The organism is Kitasatospora sp. NPDC059795 (assembly GCF_042732175.1).
Classification (GTDB): Bacteria; Actinomycetota; Actinomycetes; order Streptomycetales; family Streptomycetaceae; genus Kitasatospora.
This window is the reverse complement of the sequence record NZ_JBHWID010000001.1, coordinates 127,011-148,789: the sequence shown is the minus strand read 5'-3', so window position 1 is coordinate 148,789 and position 21,779 is coordinate 127,011. Positions and strand designations below refer to the sequence as shown.

The 21,779-nt window shown below is 74.8% G+C and carries 16 protein-coding genes; 12 read left to right on the top strand and 4 right to left on the bottom strand.

Features of this window, described 5'->3' with window-relative positions:
- Positions 1 to 308 precede the first annotated feature (308 nt).
- On the top strand, positions 309 to 1,919 hold the full coding sequence (locus tag ACFV4P_RS00715; protein WP_380465815.1) for a hypothetical protein: 1,611 nt from the start codon (positions 309 to 311) through the stop codon (positions 1,917 to 1,919).
- A gap of 1,007 nt (positions 1,920 to 2,926) precedes the next feature.
- Here the strand turns inward: ACFV4P_RS00715 and ACFV4P_RS00710 are convergent.
- Positions 2,927 to 3,658 (bottom strand): MIP family channel protein, encoded by a 732-nt coding sequence (locus ACFV4P_RS00710; protein WP_380465813.1) that lies wholly within the window; start codon positions 3,656 to 3,658, stop codon positions 2,927 to 2,929.
- A 463-nt stretch (positions 3,659 to 4,121) separates the two neighbouring features.
- Between ACFV4P_RS00710 and ACFV4P_RS00705 the strand changes: the two genes are divergently transcribed.
- Positions 4,122 to 4,649 (top strand): hypothetical protein, encoded by a 528-nt coding sequence (locus ACFV4P_RS00705; RefSeq protein ID WP_380465811.1) that lies wholly within the window; start codon positions 4,122 to 4,124, stop codon positions 4,647 to 4,649.
- Positions 4,650 to 4,742: 93 nt separating this feature from the next.
- A complete protein-coding gene (locus ACFV4P_RS00700; RefSeq protein ID WP_380465809.1) occupies positions 4,743 to 5,342 on the top strand; it encodes an O-methyltransferase in 600 nt (199 codons plus the stop codon).
- Positions 5,343 to 5,349: 7 nt separating this feature from the next.
- Here ACFV4P_RS00700 and ACFV4P_RS00695 read toward each other — a convergent pair whose 3' ends face one another.
- A complete protein-coding gene (locus ACFV4P_RS00695; RefSeq protein WP_380465807.1) occupies positions 5,350 to 6,447 on the bottom strand; it encodes an LUD domain-containing protein in 1,098 nt (365 codons plus the stop codon).
- A 153-nt stretch (positions 6,448 to 6,600) separates the two neighbouring features.
- Here ACFV4P_RS00695 and sigJ point away from each other — a divergent pair, with 153 nt between their 5' ends.
- Positions 6,601 to 7,566, top strand: coding sequence for an RNA polymerase sigma factor SigJ (gene sigJ, locus ACFV4P_RS00690; RefSeq protein WP_380465805.1), 966 nt, complete (start codon positions 6,601 to 6,603; stop codon positions 7,564 to 7,566).
- A 28-nt stretch (positions 7,567 to 7,594) separates the two neighbouring features.
- Here sigJ and ACFV4P_RS00685 read toward each other — a convergent pair whose 3' ends face one another.
- Positions 7,595 to 9,160, bottom strand: coding sequence for a PP2C family protein-serine/threonine phosphatase (locus tag ACFV4P_RS00685; RefSeq protein ID WP_380465803.1), 1,566 nt, complete (start codon positions 9,158 to 9,160; stop codon positions 7,595 to 7,597).
- Between the two features lie 44 nt (positions 9,161 to 9,204).
- Complete coding sequence (locus ACFV4P_RS00680; protein WP_380465801.1) at positions 9,205 to 9,720, bottom strand: DinB family protein; 516 nt, start codon at positions 9,718 to 9,720, stop codon at positions 9,205 to 9,207.
- Between the two features lie 926 nt (positions 9,721 to 10,646).
- Between ACFV4P_RS00680 and ACFV4P_RS00675 the strand changes: the two genes are divergently transcribed.
- The 8 genes from ACFV4P_RS00675 to ACFV4P_RS00640 all read left to right on the top strand — a co-directional run bounded on the left by ACFV4P_RS00675 (position 10,647) and on the right by ACFV4P_RS00640 (position 21,759).
- Complete coding sequence (locus tag ACFV4P_RS00675; protein ID WP_380465799.1) at positions 10,647 to 12,992, top strand: hypothetical protein; 2,346 nt, start codon at positions 10,647 to 10,649, stop codon at positions 12,990 to 12,992.
- 1 nt (position 12,993) lies between these two features.
- Positions 12,994 to 14,229, top strand: coding sequence for a hypothetical protein (locus tag ACFV4P_RS00670; protein WP_380465797.1), 1,236 nt, complete (start codon positions 12,994 to 12,996; stop codon positions 14,227 to 14,229).
- The gene (locus ACFV4P_RS00665) at positions 14,226 to 16,841 is read left to right on the top strand and encodes a GTPase-associated protein 1-related protein (RefSeq protein ID WP_380465795.1); all 2,616 of its coding nucleotides are present in this window, start codon (positions 14,226 to 14,228) and stop codon (positions 16,839 to 16,841) included. The genes ACFV4P_RS00670 and ACFV4P_RS00665 overlap by 4 nt, the downstream gene beginning before the upstream one ends.
- On the top strand, positions 16,838 to 18,427 hold the full coding sequence (locus ACFV4P_RS00660; RefSeq protein ID WP_380465793.1) for a hypothetical protein: 1,590 nt from the start codon (positions 16,838 to 16,840) through the stop codon (positions 18,425 to 18,427). Before ACFV4P_RS00665 ends, ACFV4P_RS00660 begins: the two co-directional genes overlap by 4 nt.
- Positions 18,428 to 18,521: 94 nt before the next feature.
- Positions 18,522 to 18,647: a hypothetical protein gene (locus ACFV4P_RS00655; protein ID WP_380465791.1), complete on the top strand. Its 126-nt coding sequence runs from the start codon at positions 18,522 to 18,524 to the stop codon at positions 18,645 to 18,647.
- A 93-nt stretch (positions 18,648 to 18,740) separates the two neighbouring features.
- Positions 18,741 to 19,412 carry a VWA domain-containing protein gene (locus ACFV4P_RS00650; protein WP_380467097.1) on the top strand — a complete coding sequence of 224 codons (672 nt, stop codon included), beginning with the start codon at positions 18,741 to 18,743 and terminating at the stop codon, positions 19,410 to 19,412.
- A 5-nt stretch (positions 19,413 to 19,417) separates the two neighbouring features.
- Positions 19,418 to 20,422, top strand: a complete 1,005-nt coding sequence (locus ACFV4P_RS00645) for a protein phosphatase 2C domain-containing protein (RefSeq protein WP_380465789.1) — start codon at positions 19,418 to 19,420, stop codon at positions 20,420 to 20,422.
- Positions 20,419 to 21,759 (top strand): protein kinase, encoded by a 1,341-nt coding sequence (locus ACFV4P_RS00640; protein WP_380465787.1) that lies wholly within the window; start codon positions 20,419 to 20,421, stop codon positions 21,757 to 21,759. The genes ACFV4P_RS00645 and ACFV4P_RS00640 overlap by 4 nt, the downstream gene beginning before the upstream one ends.
- Positions 21,760 to 21,779: the final 20 nt, after the last annotated feature.

Here is a 21,779-nt window from a genome sequence, read left to right as displayed (position 1 = left end):
CGCCCGGCGCGGACGGTTCGTCCACCCGCACACCCAAGGCGACCTGCTCGGAAGGCCGTTGACGGCTCCCCGACGCCCGAACCGGGCCTGACGGCCCGTCGGGAGGGCCGCGTCGGGCGGGTGCTACGGGCAGGTACCGATTCGCCGACGGTGCGGCAAACACTGAGGTTTGCGAGGTGGTCGGCGGCGTGCGGTATGTGTATCGTCGCAATGCGCTATCAGGGACTTACCGCGGGCAGCATCATGGGGGCGGGCAAATGGCGGTGCAACTTCCATCGGGGCTCAGTGGCCTAATCGGCCTTCTGGGCGTGCGTTTCCCCGGTGCCAACGAAGACGAACTGAACCGACTGGCAAGCCAGCTGGAGAAGTTCGCCGGTGCTCTGGACTCCGCCCAGATGGCGGCCGACAAGGCACTGACGATGCTCCACGAGGTCTACAAGGGCGCCTCGGCCGACCGGCTGTCGGAGCTGTGGAGCACCATCACCAAGTACTCCAAGGTGATCGTCGAGGCGTGCCAGACCATCGCCAAGGTGCTGCGCGCCGCGGCCGTGATCATCGAGGTGGCCAAGACCTCGTCGATCGTCCAGCTCTTCTCCATCCAGGCGAGCCTGGCGGCGGCGTCCTCCACCGGCCCGTGGAGCACCGCGGCGGTGCTGCGGCTCGGCCGCGAACTGATGAACCGGCTGCTGTCCGAGGCGGTCTCCAAGCTCGGCCACGCCCTGCTGCAGCCGATCGAGGACATGATCGTCAAGGCGGCGCAGCACATCGTGCCGACGCCGGCCAACAACTCCAACGGCCAGGGCTTCGACGTCGACGTCGCCCAGGTCGCGCAGTGCGCGGCCGACCTGCGGCGCGGCGCGGACGACATCGAGTCGCACGGCACGGACTTCAAGCGGATCGTGTCGGGCCTGAAGATGGGCGAGTCCGGCGACCCGTTCGGCAAGCTGGTGATCCAGGTCGCGGAGAAGATCCTGCAGACCATCGCCGAGGACGTCCTCAAGCGCATCCTCGGCTCGTTCCGCGACACCGCCGGCAAGATGGACAAGCTGGCCGGCAACCTCAGCGACAACGAGGACGCCAACCAGATGTCGCTGAACAGCATCTCCTCGCTGGTGTCGAACCCGCTCAGCCCGAACATGAGCAGCGGCACCGGCACCGGTCTCACCTCGACCGGCGGCTCGCGGTCCGGCGGCTCCTCGGACGCCGGACTCGGCGCGTTCGCCGCGCTGATGCCCAAGCTCGGCCCGGTCGGCAGCGGGGGCTCGCGCGGCGGCAGCGGCAGCGGGATCGACACGCTGGGCCTGAAGGGGCCGAACCTGAAGAACATCGGCTCCTCGTCCGGCGGCCACGGCGGCGGGGGCGGCGACTCGTCCGGCTCGGGCGGCGGCGTCGGCGCGGGCGGCTTCGCCACCCGACTCGCCATGCCCGGCGGCAGCGCCGGTGGCAAGAACGGCAGCACCCGGCTGGGCACCAGCCTGGAGGGCGGCCACGACGGCCCGGTCGGCGGCGGCACCGGTTCCGGCAGCGGCAGCGGCAGCACCGGCACCTCCACGGCGGGCGTGGCCCGTCCGATGCCCGCCGGCATGATGGGCGGCGGCATGCACATGGCCGGCGGCGGCAGCTACGGCCCCGTCGGTGGCAGCGGCATCCGCGGCGCCCAGCGTCGCGTCGCCCAGGCCGGCGGCTCGGGCGACGGCACCGGCGGCACCGGCGGCGGCGAGAACCCCGCCGACGGCGTGATCGCCGACGTGAACGCCACCGTGATGGGAGCCCACCCCGCCCTGCAGCTCGGCCGCGTCGCCCCCGTCCGGCGCGAGCCCGGCGAGGAGCGCGCCGAACGCGACGACCGGTACGACGACGACTTCGACGCCGACCTGTCCGACCTCCCGGAGTTCACCGAGTTCTCCGACCCCACCTGACCCCGCACCCCCAAAGGGCCCCGCGCCCGGGCACACCCGCCCGGGCCCGGGGCCCTTCGGCATGCCCAGCGAGCCCGACGGGCAAGGCAGTCGACACCCCGGCTGTTCCGTCTCCTGCCCGACCCAAGGCCCCTCCGAGGGCAGTTCGCCAGGCAGCCAGAGCAGTTCCCCATCGCCCTCCGCCACGGCCAGCGAGCCCGGCAGGTAATGGAATCCACGCCCCGGCCGCACCGCCCCGCCAGGGGCAGAAGGCCCGACGGGAGGCGATCGACCGCCCGACACCGCCCCCGCCGAACACAAGACGCCCGGCAGGCAAGACAGTTGGTGCGCCAGCTGCACCGCCCCCTACCCTGGCCAAGGCCCCTCCGGGGGGGCGGTGAGCCAGGTCAGTTGCCCACCGCCTTCCGCCAGGGGCAGCGAGCCTGGCGGGCAGGGCAGTTGGTGCGCTTTCCACGCCACCCCAACCAGGCAAGAAGCCCGACGGTAGGCAGTCGACGGCCCGCTGACACCGCCTCCCGCCCAGAGTAAGAAGCCCGGCGCGCCAGGCAGTTGAAGCCCCGGCCGCACCGCCGCCCACCCGAGCCGAGGCCCCTCCGACACACCCAGCCCCGCCGGGGGTGGTGAGCCAGGGCAGTGGCCCATCGCCTTTCGCTTGGGGCAAGAGGTCCGACGGGGGCGGCTGATGGCCCGGCGGCACTGCCTCGCGCCGAAGGCAAGTAGCCCGGCGGGCAAGGCAGTCGACGCCCCGGCCGCACCACCCCCGCCAAGGGCAGAAGGCCCGGCGGGAGGCGGTCGACTGCCCGAAACCGCCTCCGGCCGGAGTCAAGAGGTCCGACGGGCAAGGCAGTTGGTGCGCCGGCCGCACCACCCCGCCAGGGGCAAAGCGCCCGACGGGAAGCGGTCGACGGCTCGCCGACACCACCTTCCGCCGACGGCAAGGAGCCCGGCGGGAAGGGGAGTTGGCGTGCCGCGGCCGGGCTGGCCGCCGGTCGGCCGTCGGGGTGGGGTTATGCCCGTGCGTCGGTGGCCAGGGCCTGGGCGAGCGGGAGGTTGGGCTGCGGGTGGGTGACCAGGTGGACGGCTGCTGCGAGTGCGCCGCCGACCAGGGGGGCGAGCAGGAACAGCCAGAGCTGGGAGAGTGCGTCGCCGCCTGCGAACAGGGCGGGGCCGAGGCTGCGTGCCGGGTTGACCGAGGTGCCGGTGAGCGGGATGCCGACCAGGTGGACGACGGCCAGGGCGATGCCGATCGGCAGTCCGTCGAAGCCGACCGCGGCCAGGCGGTGGGTGACCGCCAGGACGACGTAGACCAGCAGGAAGGTGAGGACGACCTCGGTCAGGAACGCGCCGCCGGCGTTGATGTGCACCTGGGAGCGCTCGCCCCAGCCGTTGGTGCCGAGCTTGCCGTGGGTCTCCAGCCCGGGTATCTGCTTGGCCAGCAGCAGGACGAGCCCCGCGCCGGCGATGCCGCCGAGCACCTGGGCGATCCAGTACGACACCGCGGTGCGACCGTCGATCCGGCGGGCCAGCAGGAAGCCGAGCGTCACCGCCGGGTTGACGTGGCAACCGGAGATCGGTCCGAGCGCGTACGCCAGCGCGAGCAGGACGAAGCCGAAGGCCAGCGCGATGCCGACCGTGCCGATCGCGTCCCCCGCGAGCACCGCGGCGCCCACTGCCAGCAGAACCAGCAGCAGCGTCCCGAGGAACTCGCCGATCACCGCCCGCCTGTCCGTTCCACCCATGTGTCTGCTCCTCCTGGACGTCAGGGCAGGCGGTCCGGTGCCGCCCACGTCCGGCCAACCATGGTCGACCGTTCGAGGGACCGCATGTCGGCCGAACGGCAGAGCGCCGTATTTACGGCGCGTCCGCCTGCCGAATTACTCCGAACGGATGAAACGGTACGAAACTGCAAGGCTTAATGCAAAACGTAGGTAAAACGGACAGACGGGGCAGCTCGGACGACGATCAGCCAGCGAAGCGTCGAACCATCAGCACGACCCTCCCCCACCACGACGCCACACCCGAGCCTGCCAGGCGCAGCACACTTGGGAGACGCGGGAGTTGACTGATCGTTTCGCCCGGGCCACTTCCCTTGAATTGACCGTGAACGGTAAACTTTCGCTCTTGGTGGTGTGGACCACGAACGAAGGCGGCGGCTAGGGTCGTTCACAGCTCGCCCCCTCGAACCTGCGACGGGAAATGTCCGTGACCGACACTCTGGCGGCACCCGATGCCGACGGCTCTCGCTACGAGGCCGATCGGCTCGACGCGACCGCTGCCTGGGTGGCCCGGCACCGGCCGCCCGGGAGCGGGGCGCTGGCCGAACTCGGCGCGCGCGACGGGGCGTTGACCGGCCGGCTGCTCAGGGCGGGGTACACCGTGCACGCCGCCGAACCCGATCCGGCGTTGCGTCAGCGACTGCTCTCGGCGTTCGGCCGCCGCACCCGCCTGCGGCTGAGCGCGGCGGACCTCGCCGCCCCGCCCCCGGTGCGCCGACGCTTCGGGGCGGTGCTGCTGATCGAGGCCCTGAAGGCGGGCCACGACCTGGAGTTGCTGCACGCCCTGCGCACCGACCTGCTGTTCGTCGCGCTCGCCCCGCCCACGCTGGACGGGTGCCTGCGGCCCTGGCTGTCCACTCAGCAGGGCTGGCTGCTGGTCGAGGAGATCGATCTCGCGGCCGCCTGCCGCCCGGCCCCGGGCAGTCGCGGCGTCCTGCTCCGTCGCGCCGGCTGAACCCCCGCCGCGCTCCCCCCGAAACCGGCCGAACCCGCCACCGGCCGAACCCGCCGCCGCACGACCCCGCCGCCCACCGACTACGCTGCCACCGTGTCGATCTCCGGAACCGCCTCCTACGCCGATCTCGCCGCCACGCTCCCCCAACCCGTCTTCCGCGCAGTCGAGTTGGCCGAACGCCTCGGCTTCGGCCAGTCCTGCCGCCCCGAGCACGGCCGTCTGCTCCAGGCGCTGGCCGCCGGCGCCGCAGGCCGGATCGGCGAGACGGGCACCGGCTGCGGCGTCGGCCTGGGCTGGCTGCTGGCGGGCCGACGGCCGGGGGTGCGGGTGGTGAGCGTCGAGCGCGAGGCCGAACGGGTCGCGGCGGTAAGGGAGTTGTTCGCCGACGTCCCCGACCTGGAGATCGTCCACGGAGACTGGACGGCCATCGGCGCGCACGGCCCGTTCGACCTGCTGGTCCTGGACGGCGGCGGCAACGGCAAACAGTCCGCGCCCGCCGACCCGGACGCCCTGCTGACGCCCGGCGGCACCCTGGTGGTCGACGACCTGACGCCCCTCACCGCCTGGCCGCCGACCCACCTGGGCCGCCCGGACACCGGCCGCACCGCCTGGTACGACCACCCGTCGCTACTCACCACCGAGGTCCGGCTCGCCCCGGACCTGGCCACCCTCCTCGCCACCCGCCGACCCTGACGGTCCGTCAGTACCCGACGGCCTCCCGCAGCAGCAGCACGATGCCCTCGGTGAACCGGGTCGGCGCGTTGAACACCACCAGCTGGCTGACGGTGCTGGGCACGCCGTACGCGGCCTCGGTGCGGGCGGTCTCCAGCGGGAGGGCGTGCTCCTCCAGGCGGCGTATCGCGGCGGGCAGGTCGGGGACGATCTTCTGCGCGCCGACGATCCAGATCGCCCGGGCCGCGCCGCCGGTGTACGCGGGAAGCTGGCTGCCGCTGCCGGAGGCGACCACCAGGGAGCCGGTCTCGGTGAGTGCGACGGCGCTGCCGATGACCACGTCGGGGGTGGCGAGCAGGTGCCGGATCTCGTCGGCCTCGGCCTCCCGGTCCATGATCAGTACCTCCGGTTTGACGGCCCCGGGGTAGCGGTCGCTGTTGAGGTCGTCGTCGATGCCGGACAGCCGGAGCGTCTCGCTGGCCGTGGTGTACACGCTCGCGTCCTCGGCGACCAGTTCGCGGACCCGGGCCCGGGCGGCGTCGAGGTCCGCGAGGATCTCCACGCCGAAGCCGCGGTCGGCGAGCGCGTCGGCCGCCCGCTCCAGCCGCTCCGCGGAGGCCGGCTCGGTGTACGTCGCGCCCTGCTTCCCGCCCTGCACCCCTCCCTGTTCCCCCTGTTCCCCGCCCTGCGCCCCGGGAGCGGAGCCGCCGAGCGGGCTTGCGTCCAGGTAGCGCAGCTCGTAGACCCGTTCGGCAAACCGCCAGCCGTCCGCCGTGCGGTGGTAACGGTCGTGGTAGACGGCGTAGTTGAGTCCCTGCATGCCGTTGCGCAGGCGGGCGATCTCGTGCATGTGGGCGCGACCGGTGGCGGTGTCGCCGTCGACGGTGATCGCGCCGGGGTGGGTGTTCTGCACGAAGAACTCCCACTGCTCCTGGAGCTTCTCGCCGCCGATCCGGATCTCCTCGGGACCGGTCAGCTCGATCGGGATGTTGGGCATCCGCAGCACCCCGTCCGGGGTGAACAGCGCGGCGAGACGGGCGCGGTCGCGCATCGTCGCGGCGTCGGTGAACTCGGCCTGGAGCGCCTGGATCTCCACTCGGTCGGCGATCGCCTGGAACGTGGTCATCGGATTCTCCGTTCGTCTTCCGGATCAGTGCCGGTGCCAGTACGACAAAACGACCGCGCGAGACGTGAGGCGGCGGACGCGACGTCACATTCCGGCCCGCTGTCCGGTCGTACTGAGCAGAACCGCCCGCACCGACAAGGAGACGGACCCGGCATGAACAAGACCCACGGCAACGGCCTCACCAACAGACTCACCAACGACCTCGACACCGGCCTCGACACCGGCCCGGACGACGCGATCATGGGCGAGCGCCGCCGGCTGACCAACCTGGCGTACCGGCTGCTGGGTTCGCTGGCCGACGCCGAGGACGTCGTGCAGGAGACGTACGCCCGCTGGTACGCGCAGTCCGAGCAGCAGCGGGCCGCGATCGAGTCGCCCGGCGGGTGGTTGACGACGGTGGCGGGGCGGATCTGCCTCAACCAGCTGGGTTCCGCGCGGGCCCGCCGGGAGCGCTACGTCGGCCCGTGGATCCCGGAGCCGCTGCCCGCGCACCAGGAGGGCGGCGGCGCTGCCGACCCGGCGGACCGGATCACCCTGGACGAGTCGGTGCACATGGCGTTCCTGGTCGTCCTGGAGTCGATGACCCCTGCGGAGCGGGTCGCGTTCGTGCTGCACGACGTGTTCCAGTACCCGTTCGCCGAGGTGGCGGAGGTGCTGGGCCGCTCCTCGGCGGCCTGCCGCCAACTCGCCACCTCCGCTCGCCGCCGGATCCGCGCCGCGCCCGCGCCCACCACCGCGGCGAGCACCCAGGCGGGCATCGTCCGGGACTTCAAGCGGGCCTGGGAGGCGAAGGACGTCAAGGGCCTGATGGACCTGCTCGACCCGGACGCCACCGTGATCGCCGACGGCGGCGGCCTGGTCGGCGCCCTGCTGGAACCGCTCAGCGGCCGCGACAGCATCGTCGCCGCCTACCTCCACCTCACCCGCTTCGGCCCCGCCACCACCTTCCTGGAACGCACCGTCAACGGCCAGCCCGGCCTGATCGCCCAGGTCGACGGCGTCACCGTCACGGTCTTCGCCTTCCGCATCGTCGACGGCCGCATCACCCACATCTGGGGCGTCCGCAACCCGGAGAAGCTCCGCCCCTGGACGGAGGAGGACGACACGACGCGGGCCTGACGCCCCGGCAGGAGCCGGGCCCGGGCCGTCAGCGGCCGATGTGCAGCACGCAGATGTCGTCGCGGCGTGGGCGCGGGACGACCAGGGCCTGCTGGACGGCGTCCAGCAGGCGGGCGGGGTCGGTGCAGGCGGTGGCGGCGCGGGCGAGGCGGGCGAGGCCCTTGTCGAGGGTCTCGCCGGGGGACTCGACCAGGCCGTCGGTGTAGAGCAGCAGGTGGTCGCCGGGCTCCAGGCGCAGCGTGGACTGCGCGTAGTCGGAGCCGGTGGTCGCCCCGAGCAGGATGCCGTTGGGGGAGGTCAGGTAGCGGGGTTTGCCGTCGCGCAGCAGCAGGGGCGGCGGGTGGCCGGCCTGGACCCAGCTCAGCTCCGAGGTGGCGGGGTCGTAGCGGGCCATGATCATGGTGGCGGTGCCGAAGCCCCGGTCGGAGGTGTGCAGCAGCAGCGCGTTGAGGCGGGCCAGGATGGTCGGCAGCGGGGTGCCGGTGATCGCCATGCCCTTGGCGGTGAACCGCAGTTGGGCCATGGTGGCGACGGCGGCCAGGCCGTGGCCGGCCACGTCGCCGATCACCAGCAGGGCGCTGCCATCCGGGAGTTCGATCGCGCTGTACCAGTCGCCGCCGACGTTCAGGCCCTTCTGGAGCGGCTGGTAGGTGACGTCCACGGCGAGGTCCGCGAGCCGCAGCGACTGTTCGGGCAGCGGCAGCAGGGCGTGCTGGAGGTCGGCGGCCAGGCGGCGTTCGGCGGCCAGTTGGCTGCGCTGGGCGAGCGCCGTCCGCTCGTGTTCGAGGAGTTGCTGTTCGGCCCGGACGACGGCGGTGCGGTCCTGGAAGAAGCCGTGCACCTCGACGGGTTCGCCGTAGGTGTCGTTACCGCGTTCCGCGACGAGTCGGGCGTGCCTCAACTGCCCGTCCGGCGTGGGGAGTCGGAAGGCGTGGTCGACGGCCAGGCCGGCTTCGACGAGAAGTCGCAGCGCCTCGCCGAGCGCGGGCGCGTCCTCGGGGACGACGTGCCGGGGAAGGTCCTGGAGGGCGATCGGGCCCAGCGAACGGTCCCGGTCGAAGATCGCGTGGACCTGCTCCGACCAGGTGCTGGTGCTCCGCGCCAAGTCCCAGTCGGCCCAGCCGAGTTGTGCCAGCCGCTGCATGACGGCCAGCCGCCACCGGTCCCGTTCGCCGCCGTCCGTCCGGGTCCAGGAGGCCGTCACGCCTCCGCCCGTCGCGGCCGCCCGCACCGCGAGCAGGGACAGCGTTCCGTGCGCCACCCCCTCGTACCGGGCGCCGGTGGTCAGCGCGGCCACGCAGCCGTCCCACACCTCGCTGCCGACCACCCACGGGTACGTCTCCAGCACGCGCAGGCCGACGAGGTCCCGTCCCCGGCGGCCCGCGCCGTCGGTGGCCTCGGGCGACGCGGCCGCGATCCGGAAGTCGGCGACCTCGCCGTCCGACCCGAACTCCGCCAGCAGGAACACCGCCGAGCCGGGCAGGCCGTCCAGCACCTCCTGCACGGGCGCGGTCGGCGGCCGACGCCCCGCCGCGAACGCCGGTTCGACGGCCACACCCTGTCCTGGCACGGCCAGTTCTGCGCGGTCGGTCATACGACGAGCATGGCATGACGTGGCATCCGGGTGGCGTTCCCGCGCTACACGCCTGTCCGTCCGTCCAACAGTTCGCACAGGATGTCCAGGTGCCCGTTGTGGCGGGCGGTCTCCTCGATCAGGTGCAGCAGCACCCACCGCAGGTCCACGTGCAGCCCGCCGCGCCCCGGCCGCACGGCCTTCGCGTCCAGCTCGCGCTCGGCCACCAACTTCCGGTACCGGACGGCCTGTTCCTCGTACTCGGCGAGCAACTGCTCCAGCGGCACGTCGACGGCCGTCCGCATCTCCGGGTCCGGGTCCTCCTCGGTGGCACCGGCCAGCGGCCCGGTCTGCTCCGCGCCGAGGAACACCACCTCCAGCCACCAGTTCTCCACCCACCTCAGGTGGCTGATCAGCCCGCACACCGTCATCAACGGCGAGCCGGGCAGCGGCGACCGCCGCGCGTCCTCGGCGGAGATCCCCTCGCACTTGGCCCGCGCCGTGGCCCGCGTGTAGTCGAGGAAGGTGGTCAGCTGTGTGCGCTCGTCCCAGGTGGGAGGCGTATCGGTTCGCTCGGTCATCGCGCGCAGTCTTCCCCACCCCCGACCCCCCGTCGATCGGGTTTCCACCCCGCCCCCGACACCGTCAACCCACCGCCCCAACAACCACCCCCGAGTGGGCGCGTCGCCCAAGGACACGCTGACGTACCGGCCGCACCTCCCCGCCACGCCCCAACCGTCAACCCGCCACCCACAGAACCACCTGTGAGTGGGCGCGCCGACCAAGCCCGACGTCCCGTCAGCGCCCTCGGGCCGGTGCCAGTGCCGCCGGAACGGCGCCGAGCAGGGCGGCGCGCGGCGGCCAGGGAGCTGCGCGACGACGCCCCGGACCTGCTGGACCGCGCCCGCGCCCTCGGTCCGACCGCGCCCCTCACCGCCGAAGCCCGGCTCCCGGACGTCCCTGCCGCCGCGGGCCGGACGGTGTACCGGATCGTCCAGGAGTCGCCAACCGACATCACCCGGCACCGCTCCGACGCCCGGCGTCGGGCTGCTCGGCGGTGGCGGGTTCCGCACGCTCCTCGACCCGGAGGAAAACATCGAGGTGGCGGCCGACGCCGCCGATCAGGCCCCGGCGGGGTGCGCGCGGTCGTCCTCACCTCCTACGGCCTGGACGAGCACGTCCTCCACGCGCTGCGGGCGCGCCCGGCCACCCGTCCCCGCCCGCTCACCGCGAAGACCCGCGTCAACCGGGCGATGACCACGCACCACGCCCCCGACCGCCCCCGACCGCCCCCAACTCGCCGTCCTCGCCCACGAGTCGGGCCCGGCCACGCCGCTCCGCCGCTGCCCCTGCGGCTCCCGGTGTCGACGTGTCTTCCGAGCTCTTCCGTCATCGGCGATCGGCGGACAGAAGCTGTCCGGGTCTGCTCAAATGGTTCCCTCGATCGGCCCGGCGCTCTGTCCGGCCTTACTTCGTGCGGGGGACCACGTTGGCAGCGAGGGCTTTGGTGCATGGCGCGCCGGCGCTGCTGCCGGTGATCCCGGCCGTGGTGGATTTCGCGGGCTGGCAGGGCGAGTTGGACGCCCTGCGGGTCCCGCACCCGGCCCGGGCGCTGCTGCCGCCCGGACGCCTGGACGCGCCTCCGGAGTTCCGGGTGCTGGACGGCCTGTGGTTCCCGGCGCGCGGGCACCGCTGGCGGCGGGCGGACCCCGGCTACCTCGCCGAACTCGCCGACGACTGGCGGCAGTCGGCCGATCCCCGGGCCCGCACGGTGCTGGCCCTGCTGCGCCGTGCCGAGCAGGCCCTGCAACTGGACCCGATGGGGCTGCGCCGGCTGACGCTCTACCAACTGACCGAACTGGCGCTGACGGAGGGCGGATCGGCCGAGGAGACCCTGCGCCGGCTCGGCGTCCACCCGGCGGAGGCGGCGGCGCTGGCCGTGGCGACGACGGTGCGGCCGAGGGTGGACCGGACGGCGGCCGAAGCGCTGTGGGACGCCTGGGCTGGGCGCCGCCTGGACGAGGTGGGCGCCCTGCTGTCGCGACTTCCCGGCACGCCCAGCGGCGACCAGGTACTGGACGCGATACGCCACCACCACCGGAGCGAACTCGCCGACCGGGACGCGCTGTTGGGCGAGGCCGCAGTGCACGCCCAACACGGTGAGCGGGCCGCGGCGGTACGGTGCTGCCTGCGCGCGGCCAGGATCGACCGCACCGACCGGCGGCCCCTGCTGGAGCTGGTCCGGATCGCCGAGGCCGACGAACAGCCGCCGGGCCGCTCCCGGCTCCGGGCCGAACCGACCGCCACCGGAGTCGAGTTGCGGTGGAGTCCGTTCTCCCGCCGCCGCCCGGGCGGCGCACCGGTCGAATACCAGGTGTTCCGGCTGGACGCGACGGCTCTGCCGCCGGGGTCCCGTCCCGCCGATCCGGTCCGGCTCGGCACCACCGAACGCCCCGAACTGCTGGACGCCGCCGTGCCGTTCGGACACCGCGTGCGGTACGCGGTGGTGCCGGTGGCGGCAGACCTCCCGGTCGGCGCGGCCGTGCTCGGCCCGCCCGTCGTGGTGGCCCCTCCCCCGACGGGGCTGCGGCTCGACCCCGGGCGGAACGCGGTGGCGGTCTCCTGGACGGCTCCGGCGTCGGCCGAGGAGGTCCGGGTGACCCGCACCGGCCCGGCCCGGGCCGAGTGGACGCATCCGGCGGGCCCCGGCACGCTGTCCGACCTGGGCGTCGAACCCGGCGTCCACCGGTACGCGCTCACCGCCGGGTACCGGGCGGCGGACGGCGCCCGGGTGTGGTCGGCGGAGGTGGCGGCGACCGCGGTGGTGGAGCGCCACCCGGATCCGGTCGCCTCGGTGCGGCTGACGCCGGGGCCGGACGGGGCGGTGACGGTGGAGTGGCCGGCGCCCGCGCACGGCAGGTCGATGCTGACCGCCTGGGGCGACGACGGGCCGCTGCCGGCGCCCGGCGACGAGCTGCCCACCGGCCTCGGACTGTCGCCGGTGACCGCCGCCGACGAGGTCGAGGACGGGTTTCTGCGGGCCGAACTCGCTGTCGCTCCGGGCACGTTGAGCCGCTGCCTGCTGGTCACCGTGCTGGGCGGGCGGGCCGTGGCGGGCCCGGGCGTGGTGGTCGACGCGGTCGGCGCCGTCGAGCGGGCGACGGCCGGGCGGACGCCCGACGGCCGGGTCCGGCTGGCGTTCGTCTGGCCCGATCCGGCCGTGCAGACCGAGATCGGCTGGTCGCAGGGCGGCGAACGGCACCGCCGGGTGGTGGCCCGCAGCAGCTACCTGCGGGAGGGCCTGGTGCTGCCCGTCGACCGGCGGCCCTGCCGGATCGTCCTCACTCCGGTGGGCCGGGCCTCGGCCGACCTGGTGCTGAGCACGCCCGCCGAACTGGCGGTGCCGCCGCACCTGCGGATCGCCTGGCGGCTGGAACGCCCGGCCCGGCTGGGCCGTCGCCGCCCGTGGCAGCTGCGCCTGCACGCCGACCTGCCGACCGCACCGGACAGCGGCCCCGCCCCGACCGGCAGGCCCGCCCCGACCGACCGGCCTGCACCGACGAACCGGCCCACCCCGACCGACGGTCCCACCCCGGACGACCGACCCCCGTGGCCGTGCCCCGACTTCGTCCTGGTGGCCGCCCCCGGCGCGGTGCGCCCGCTGCGCCCCGAGCAGGGCGAGGAGCTGCTCCGGGTGCCCGGCGCCGCACTGCTCGACGGCCTGCCGCACCGCGCCGAGCTCGACCCGCGCCGGATCGTCCGGCCCGCGGTGCTGCGCGGCTTCCTGGTCGGCCCGCACGCCGGGGCGGCCGAGCTGCAGGATCCCGACCCCGACTCGCTGGTGGTGCGTTGAGATGACGGACGTGGTCTGCCCGTACTGCTTCACCCGGGACCGGTCGTCCCGGCTGCTGTTCCGCTGCCTGGCGCAGAGTTCCCGGGTCCGCGGCGCCGCGCCGTGCGGCGCGGAGTACGACGAGGTGTGGGCGGCGTTCGCCAACCCCGGCGGCAGCCGGCACACCGCGATGCGCGGTCCGCTGTTCGCCGCGCCCCGCCGGGTCGGACGCCCGCCGCGGCTGCGCGAGGAGTGCCCGGCCTGCGGGGTGACGACGCCGATCCGGGTCTGCCGGAGCTGTCACAGCGACCTGCCGAACGACTACGGCGACCAGCCGACCCGGATCATCGCGCTGGTCGGCCCGAAGACGGCGGGCAAGAGCACCGCGATGACCGTTCTGCTGCACGAACTGCGCGGCGCGGCGGGCCGCCCGTTCCGGGCCACCCTGACGCCGATGGGCGCGGCCACCCAGAGCCGGTTCAAGGAGCTGGAGGACGACCTCTACGACAGCCTGCGGCTGCCCGCGCCGACCCAGAGCGCCGCGATGAGCTTCAACGACCCGCTGATCTTCCGTCTCAGCCTGGAACGCGACGGCCTGGCCCGGCGGGGCAGCCGCGCCACCACCCTGGTGTTCTTCGACGCGGCCGGCGAGAACCTCGCCAGCGCCGAGGCGATGGACCGCTACACCGCCTACCTGGCCGCCGCCGACGGCATCATCCTGATGATCGACCCGCTCCAACTGCGGTCCGTCCGCGAGTCGTTGGCGGACCGCGGCTGTCGGCTGCCGGACCTGGAGGCGCCGCCGGACCAGATCGCGGCCGACCTGGCGTCCCAGCTGCGCGGCCACCGCCGCCGCGACCGGCACGGCCTGGTGTCCACCCCGCTCGCGGTGGCGCTGACCAAGAGCGACGAGCTGCTCGGGCAGCTGCACCCCGGCTCGCCGATCGCCCGGGCCGCCCGGCACGGCGCCGGGGAGCTGGACGAGGCGGACCGGATCGCAGTGCACGACGAGGTCCGGGCGCTGCTCGCGGAGTGGGACGGCGGCGCACTGCACGCCCAACTGTCCGCCGACTTCCGGACGTTCTCGCTGTTCGCGCTGTCCGCACTGGGCGCGCCGCCGCCGGACGACGCACCCGCGGACGCTCCCGGACGGGGCCCGCAGCCGCTGCGGGTGGCCGACCCCCTGCTGTGGCTGCTCGGCCGGCACGGGGTACTGAAGGTCAGGCGGCCGAAGTCCGGCGCACAGGAGGCACAGTGACACTCCGTCAACTCCACTACACGTCCGCGCCGCCCGGCCCGGACGGCTCCGGTTTCCGGTTCACCTCGGTCAGCGCGGGCGTCGGCCCGGAGGTGCTGCGGCTCGCCGAGCCGGTGCTCGGCTACGAGCCGCCCAGGGACGCGCCGCTGCGCCCCACCGACGCCGAACTCGCGGACTTCCCGGTGGCGTTCGCGCACACCCGACTGCCGGACGGCAGCGGCCTGGTCAGCCGCACGGTGTACACCGGGGTGGACTACACCGGCCGGTACGGCAACTTCCACGCGCACGCCGTGCACCTGGCGCCCGGCGAGTTCCTGCCGCATCCCGAGCGGCCCGAGCAGCCGCTGCGGCCGATCGAGCTCTGGGAGTCGCCGTCCTGGCGGCAGGAGTCGCCGGTCGGCCGCATCCCGGACGAACTCCCGTTCCTGACGCAGGGGTTCACGTTCGGGAGGGAGGTGCTGTGCCGGTTCGCCGCGGCCCGCGCGGACGCTCTGGCGCCGTTCCTGGCCGACGTCCGCGCCCTGTTCGCGGACCCGCCCGGCCCCCAGGTGGTCCTGGTCGAGCGCGATCCGCAGGCGGTGGCCCAGTGGGTGGCGCTGGCCACCGGCGCGCTGCCCGCCCGGCACGCCGCGGAGCTGACCTTCCTCACCTACACCCGCCGCCCGTACCGCTGCGGACAGTCGATCCTCGGAATCCGGCCGGACGCCGAATTCTCCTTCGGCCCGGTCGAGTTGCAGCACCACTACCGGGTGCGACACGGGCTCGGCGGGCCGTCCAGCCCGGCCGCCGACGACCCGTGGGCCGAGCTGGCGGCGGCGGTCTGGACGGCCGGGCGGGTCGAGCTGTTCGCCCGGGCGGCCGGGCCGGAGGGGGAGTTCGCGACCGGGCGGCTGGCCGCGCTGGCGCTGGCCGCCGGCGTCCCGGTCGGCCCGGCGGCGGCCCGCGAGGCCGCCGACTGGGTCTGCGCCCGTCCCACCGACCGCGCCTTCCTCCGCTCCCCCGACCCGGGCACCGGGTTCTGGGACGCCTTCACCGCCGGGCTGCTCGCCGCCGACGCCGTCGGCCCGGACGTGCTGCGCCGCCTGGCGGGCGCGCTACAGGCCGCCGGACTCGGCGCGGCGGCCGTCGGCACGCTGGCCGCGACCGCGCTCCGGGCGGCGGTCCTCGACCGGTCCGACGAGCTGGCCGCCCCCGCGCTGCCCACCGACCCGCAGGCCCGGCGGGACCTGGCCGAGTCCCTCCTGCCGCTGCTCGTCGCCGAGTTGGGCGACCCGGGGACCGGCCCGGCCCGGCTGCTCGGCCTGCTGGACCTGGCCGGGCGACTCGGCGTCGACCCGCAGGTGCCCGCCGGATCGCTCGCCGAGCGGCTCACCGACACCCTGATCGGCGCGGACCCGCGCCTGGCCGAGCGGACGCTGCGGCTGTTCGACGGGCCGGGCGGCGCGGAGCTGCGCGCCGCCGTCCTGGACCGGCTGAACGACCTGGCCCGGGAGGACGATCCGGCTCCGCTGGCCGCCGCCGTCGGCTCCCGGCTGCCGCTCTCCGACGCCGAGTCGAGGGACCATCCGCATCTGGCGGCCGTGCGGCGGGCCGGCCGGGAGCACGCGAGGCTGTCCGGCTACCGCCTGCTGACCGCGCTGCTCGACGACGCGCTCGGCGACGGCACCGCGCCGACCTCGGCCGCCGCCGGGAGCCGCCCGGAGGGCGACCCGCTGCTGCTGCGCACCGTGTTCCGGCTCGGCTGGCCGGGCGACTCCCCGCCGAGCGTCGTCGACGCCCGTCAGGTGCTGCGGGTCTGCCGCCACCGCCGGTTCCCGCCCGACCTGCTGCCCCGCTCCGGACTCGGCCTCGGCCTCGCCCGGGCCGCCCTGACGGCCGCCGCCGACGACCCGCACGCGCCCTCGCTCGCCGAGGAACTGCTCACCGGGTTCGCCGACCGCGGCCTGCCGCCCCACGAACGGGCCGCACTGGAGGCCCTGCACCTGGCCGGCGAGCTCCGGGCCGGTCGCGTGGAGCGCGGATTCACCCGGCAGGCCGTCGAACTGGCCCTGCGGGCAGAGCCGTTGGAGTCCCCCGTGGCCGCCCGGCTGAACCTCGCCCTCGCCGATCTGCTGCTCGGCGGGCGCAGCGGCCTGACCCGCGAACGCGCCTCCGGGGTGGCGGAGGTGCTGCTGTTCGAGGAGGTCGGCACGCTGGCCCGCACCGCCGGCCCGGCCGCCCTCGCCGCGTACCGGGCGCAGGCGGCCGGCCCGGTCGTGCGCCGCAGCCTCGACAGCGACGCGCGCTACCCGGCGGCGTGCTTCGTCGCGTGGTCCTCGTTCCCGGACGCCGGTGCCGGCTGGGACCGGATCAGGACCGAGCTCCTCGAACAGGTCCTGCGCCCCGTCCTGCGGGAGCTGCCCGCCGACGCCCGCGACCGCATCGGATCGCTGGTCGCCGCGGCGCCGTTCCGCGCCCCCGGGGACCTCACCTGGGCCACCCACTGGGCGCACTGGCACCGCGGCCGGACCTCGAACCTGGTCGGCCGCCTGCTCGGCCGCGGCCGAGCAGGCACGTCCCGGCGCGGCTCGTCCGAGCTGACGCCGCCGCACGACGACGGGAGACAGCGGTGATCCAGGTCGGGCAGGTGGTGCAGTGGGCCGGCCTGGCGCTCGGCGGCTTCGTCGCGGCGACGGCGGCGCTGACGGTGCTGCGCACGGGGCCGGAGTTCTACGGGGTGGCGGCGTTGACGGCAGGTCGGGCCCTCGGGCCGTGGCAGCCCGGCCCGGACGACGTGCGGGTGCCGCTGCCGGGCGGGTCGGGCGAGCCGGCCCACCGCTCGTACTGGTGGCGGCAGGTGTGGGTGGACGCCGGGCACGCGCTGCTGGTCGGGGCGGCGGCCGGCTGGGAGCGACTCGGCGAGGACTGGCTCGCGGAGCGCGCCTGGCGGATGATGCTGGGCCGCCGACCCTCGGGCGGGTCCGTGAAGAACGGGCTGGGCCGCAAGCTGCTCCGGCTGGTCGGTGCGGGCGTCGCCCTGGGCGCGGTGCTCGGTGCGGTGCTGGCGGCGGCGGTGGCGCTGGTGCTGGCGGCGCTGTTCGGCCTGCTGCTGGGCGTGTCCTGCCTGGGCGCGGGGGCGCTCGCCGGAACCCTGAACGGCCTGGGCCGCACAGTGCCGCGGCTCCGTGGGATTCGGCCGCACTGCCCGTACCCGGGCTGCTGGGAGGCCGTCCCGCTGCCGGTGTACCGGTGCCCGAACTGCCCGCGCACCCATCGGGCGCTGCGCCCGGGCCGGTACGGGGTGCTGCGCCGGGTCTGCCAGTGCGGGGTCCGGGTGCCGCTCGCGCTGTTCGGGGGCCGGCCCGGGCTGGAGGCCTACTGTCCGCACTGCGACCGGCAGTTGCCGGACGTGCTGGGCCGTGCGCCGCTGGTGCACCTGCCGTTGCTGGGGGCGGACTCGGCCGGCAAGACGATGTTCCTGATGGCGGCCGTCGGCGGGCTGCGGGCGCTGTCCGGACCCGGTGTCGCCGTCGAGTTCGGGACGGCCGAGGACCGCGACCGGTACGAGCACGCGGAGCGTCAACTGCTCGGCGGGGCCTGGGTGAACTCCACCACGGACCCGCTGCCGCAGGCCTTCCTGCTGCTGGTGTCGCGGGGGCGTCGACGGCGGCTGGTGTACCTGTACGACCCGATGGGCGAGACCGTCCGCAACGAGGCGTCGCTGCGCGACCAGCGGTACCTGGCGTACGCGGACGCCCTGGTGCTGGTGTGCGACGTGCTGGCCGAACCGGAGGTCCGCCGGTCGCTGACCGCGGACGACGCGGCGCTCGCCGGTGCGGCCCGCCCGGCCCGCGAGGGGCCCGGCGACACGGCCGGGCGGCTGGTCGGCGAGTTCGGGCCGCGCCCGCGGCGGCGGCGCACCCCGGTGGCCGTGGTGGTGACCAAGCGGGACGTGCTGGACGGCCTGTCGGCGCTGCCCGCCGCACCGCACGGTGACGTGCGGGAGTGGCTGGGCCGGATCGGCCTGGCGCACCTGGTGCAGTTGCTGGCCAACGAGTTCGGCGACCACCGGGCCTGGGCGGTGAGCGCCCGGGCCGCGACCTCGCCCGGCGCCGGACCGGAGCAGTCCCGGCCGGCCGCCGAACCCCTGCTGTGGCTGCTGGCCCGACGCGGCCTGCGGCTGACCGACGGACCCCGGACGATCGGAGGAAAGACATGACGCGACCTCACCCCGCCGGCCCGGAGCCAGTGCCGCGGCAGGCAGCCTTTGTCGCGACGGGGCGAAGGTCGCCTGCCGCGGCACTGGTGCCGCGGTGAGGCTTCCGGAGCACGTCGCACGGCAGCGGCGGGTGGTGGCGGCGCTGTTCGCCGTCGCCGCCGTCGCGGCAGGTCTCGGCGCGATCGGCGCGCTGTGGCTGCTCGGCGCCCGACTGCGCTGAGCGGCCGGTTCATTCGTTCCGGGGCGCCGCGTCCGCGCCGGCCCGGACCTTCACCAGGGAGCGAACACCATGAGTGACATGCCCGGCGGGCCGATGGCCACCCGCCCGGTCCACTTCTTCTGGATTCTGGACTGCTCGTACTCCATGGAACTGGAAGGGAAGATCGCCAGCCTGAACTGGGCGATCCAGGAGGCGCTGCCGGAGATGCAGGCGGTGGCCGACGACAATCCGTCCGCCGAGCTGCTGGTCCGGGTCCTGGCGTTCTCCTCCACGGCGCGCTGGCTGCAGCCCACGCCGACCCCGATCGACCAGTTCCGCTGGCAGCCGGTGCAGACCGACGGCGCGACCAACCTCGGCGAGGCCCTGAAGCTGGTGGCCCGCGAGTTGGAGGTGCCGCCGATGCCGCAGCGGGCCCTCAAGCCGGTGCTGGCGCTGGTCTCGGACGGGCAGCCCACCGACGACTGGCGGGCCGGGCTGCGCGCGGTGGACGCCACCCCGTGGGGCCGGCGGGCGGTCCGGGTGGCGATCGCGATCGGCAAGGACGCCGACCGGGCGCAGCTGAAGGAGTTCCTGGGCAATCCGGAGCTCGAACCGTTGGACGCGGACTCCCCCAAGAAGCTTGCGGCGGCGATCCGTTGGGCGTCCACGGTGGCGTTGAAGGCGGCCTCGACACCGCTCGCCCAGGCCGACTCGGCGGAGGGCGGGTACGGCCCGTACTCGCCGCCGCCGGTGGCCGCGGACGACGATGACGACGACGTCTGGTGAGCCCGATGGCACCTGAGCACGGTCCGGGCGGCGATCGGGGCGGGCCGGCCCCGGGCCGCATCCGGCTGGCCGACCTGGAGATCCGGGGGCCGCGCAAGGCCCGCTGTCAGGACCGGGCCACCGCGGAGGAGTTGCCGGGCGGCCCGGACGGCGGCCCGGCGGGCGTGCTGCTCGCGGTGGCCGACGGCCACGGCTCGGCCGTCCACAGCCGCAGCCACCTGGGCGCGGAGTTCGCCGTCGAGGTGTTCCTCCGGCTGGCCCGCCGGTTCGCCGCGACCGCGCTGGCCGAGGAGGCGGCGCTGCCGGCGCTGCGGGCCGAGGCGCAGCAGCGGCTGCCGTGGAACCTGGTCCGGGAGTGGGAGGACCGGTGCGCGCGGCACCTGCGCGCGGAGCCGTTGGACGGCTTCCCGGAGTTGTCCCCGGGCCGGCTGCCGGACCGCGGGCAGTTGGCGGCGTACGGCACCACGCTGCTGGGCGCGGCGCTGCTGCCGGGCCTGCTGGTGGCCTGGCAGCTCGGCGACGGCGAGGTGGCGCTGGTCGACCGCCCGGGCGAGCGGGTGCTGCTGCCGCTCGCCCCGGTCGCGCCCGAACTCGGCGACGAGACCGACTCGTTGTGCAGCAAGGACGCGGCCCGGCTGATCCGTACGCACTGGGCGCCGATCGTCGGCGCGGCCGAGCCGCCGGGCCTGCTGCTGCTGTCCACCGACGGCCTGTCGAAGAGCTTCGCGGAGGCGTCGGGCTTCGACCGGTTCGCCGCGGGCCTGTACCAGCGGTTGCGGGACGACGGCCACGAGGCGGTCGTCGGGCAGCTCGGCGGCTGGCTGGAGCGGGCGGCCTCGTTCTCCGGCGACGACACCTCGGTGGCGTTCGCCTGGCACGACCTGCGCCGGCCGTCCGCTCCCGAACCTCCCGCCGTCCCGGACGCCCCGGACGCCCCGGACGCCCCGGACGCCCCGCCGGACAGCGTGTACCGCCAGGACCCGACCGCCACCCCGGAGGAACCCTCATGAGCAACGGGATGCTCGATCCCGGCACCGTCCTGCACACCGAGGACGGCGATGCCGTCACGGTGCTCGAACTGCTCGGCTCGGGCGGCCAGGGCGAGGTGTACCGGGTGCGCACCGACCGCGGCGAGTACGCGCTGAAGTGGTACTTCCCGACCTCCGGCACCGAGCAGCAGCGCAGGATCGTCGAGGACCTGGTCTCCCGGGACCTGGACGATCCGCGTTTCCTGTGGCCGCAGCAGCTGGTGGAGGACGGGCCGGGCGGCGCGTTCGGCTACCTGATGGGCCTGCTCCCGGGCCGCTTCCAGAAGCTGCCCCAGCTGTTCAGCCGCAAAGTGCCGTTCACCGTACGGGCGTTGCTGATGTCCGGGGTGCACATGGTGGAGGGCTACAAGGTCTTGCACTCGCAGGGCGTCGCCTACCGGGACATCTCCTGGGGCAACGTGCTCATCGACCCGGCCGACGGCTCGATCCTGATCTGCGACAACGACAACGCCGTTCCGGAGACGGCGGCGGCCGGCATCAGCGGCACCATGAAGTTCATGGCCCCCGAACTGATCCGCCGCGAGCCGGGGGCACGGCCGTCCACCCAGACCGACCTGCACTCGCTGGCGGTGCTGCTGTTCATGCTCCTGATGAACCACCACCCGCTGGAAGGGCGGCTGGAGTTGGCGATCCGCTGCCTGGACGAGGCCGCCGAGCGGCGGCTGTACGGGGAGCGGCCGGTGTTCGTCTTCGACCCGGCGGACGAGTCCAACCGGCCGGACGAGTACGACCAGGCCGGGGTACGGGCGAACTGGTCGGTGACGCCGCCGGTGCTGCGCCGGCTGTTCGAGCAGAGCTTCACCGAGGGGCTGCACGACCCGGGCCGCCGGGTCCGGGAGTCGCAGTGGCGGGACGCGCTCGGCCAGGTGCTGGACACCGTGGTGGACTGCGCGTCCTGCGGGCGGGCCAACATGACCGAGCCGACCAGCACCAAGGCCCGGGCCTGCTGGAGCTGCAAGGCTCAACTGGTGCTGCCGGCCCGGCTGGTGGTGACCACCTCGGGCCCGCGGGTGACCCGCACCGTCCGGCTGGGCCGCACCGCCCGGCTGTTCCGGCACCACCTGGTCGCGGAGCCGCCCCGGCACGACTTCACCGACACCGCGCTGATCGCCCGGATCGGCGAGAACCCGAAGCGGCCCGGGCAGTTCGGCCTCACCAACGTCTCCGCCCGGGAGTGGACCGGCCGCCGCACCGACGGCCGCCAGGTGCAGGTGCCGCCGCAGAAGACGGTGCCGCTGCTGAACGGGCTCCGGCTCGACCTCGGCGACGGCGTCGAGGCCGAGGTCCACACCGACTGACCGCCGACCGGACCGGCCCG

Excerpts from the sequence above, each read along its gene's own strand:
- ACFV4P_RS00650 (WP_380467097.1), top strand. The coding sequence starts at position 18,741 with ATGGCCACCCGCCCGGTCCACTTCTTCTGGATTCTGGACTGCTCGTAC.
- ACFV4P_RS00645 (WP_380465789.1), top strand. The coding sequence starts at position 19,418 with ATGGCACCTGAGCACGGTCCGGGCGGCGATCGGGGCGGGCCGGCCCCG.
- ACFV4P_RS00680 (WP_380465801.1), bottom strand. The coding sequence starts at position 9,720 with ATGACCGAGCGAACCGATACGCCTCCCACCTGGGACGAGCGCACACAG.
- ACFV4P_RS00695 (WP_380465807.1), bottom strand. The coding sequence starts at position 6,447 with ATGACCACGTTCCAGGCGATCGCCGACCGAGTGGAGATCCAGGCGCTC.
- ACFV4P_RS00640 (WP_380465787.1), top strand. The coding sequence starts at position 20,419 with ATGAGCAACGGGATGCTCGATCCCGGCACCGTCCTGCACACCGAGGAC.
- ACFV4P_RS00670 (WP_380465797.1), top strand. The coding sequence starts at position 12,994 with ATGACGGACGTGGTCTGCCCGTACTGCTTCACCCGGGACCGGTCGTCC.
- sigJ (WP_380465805.1), top strand. The coding sequence starts at position 6,601 with ATGAACAAGACCCACGGCAACGGCCTCACCAACAGACTCACCAACGAC.
- ACFV4P_RS00710 (WP_380465813.1), bottom strand. The coding sequence starts at position 3,658 with ATGGGTGGAACGGACAGGCGGGCGGTGATCGGCGAGTTCCTCGGGACG.
- ACFV4P_RS00685 (WP_380465803.1), bottom strand. The coding sequence starts at position 9,160 with ATGACCGACCGCGCAGAACTGGCCGTGCCAGGACAGGGTGTGGCCGTC.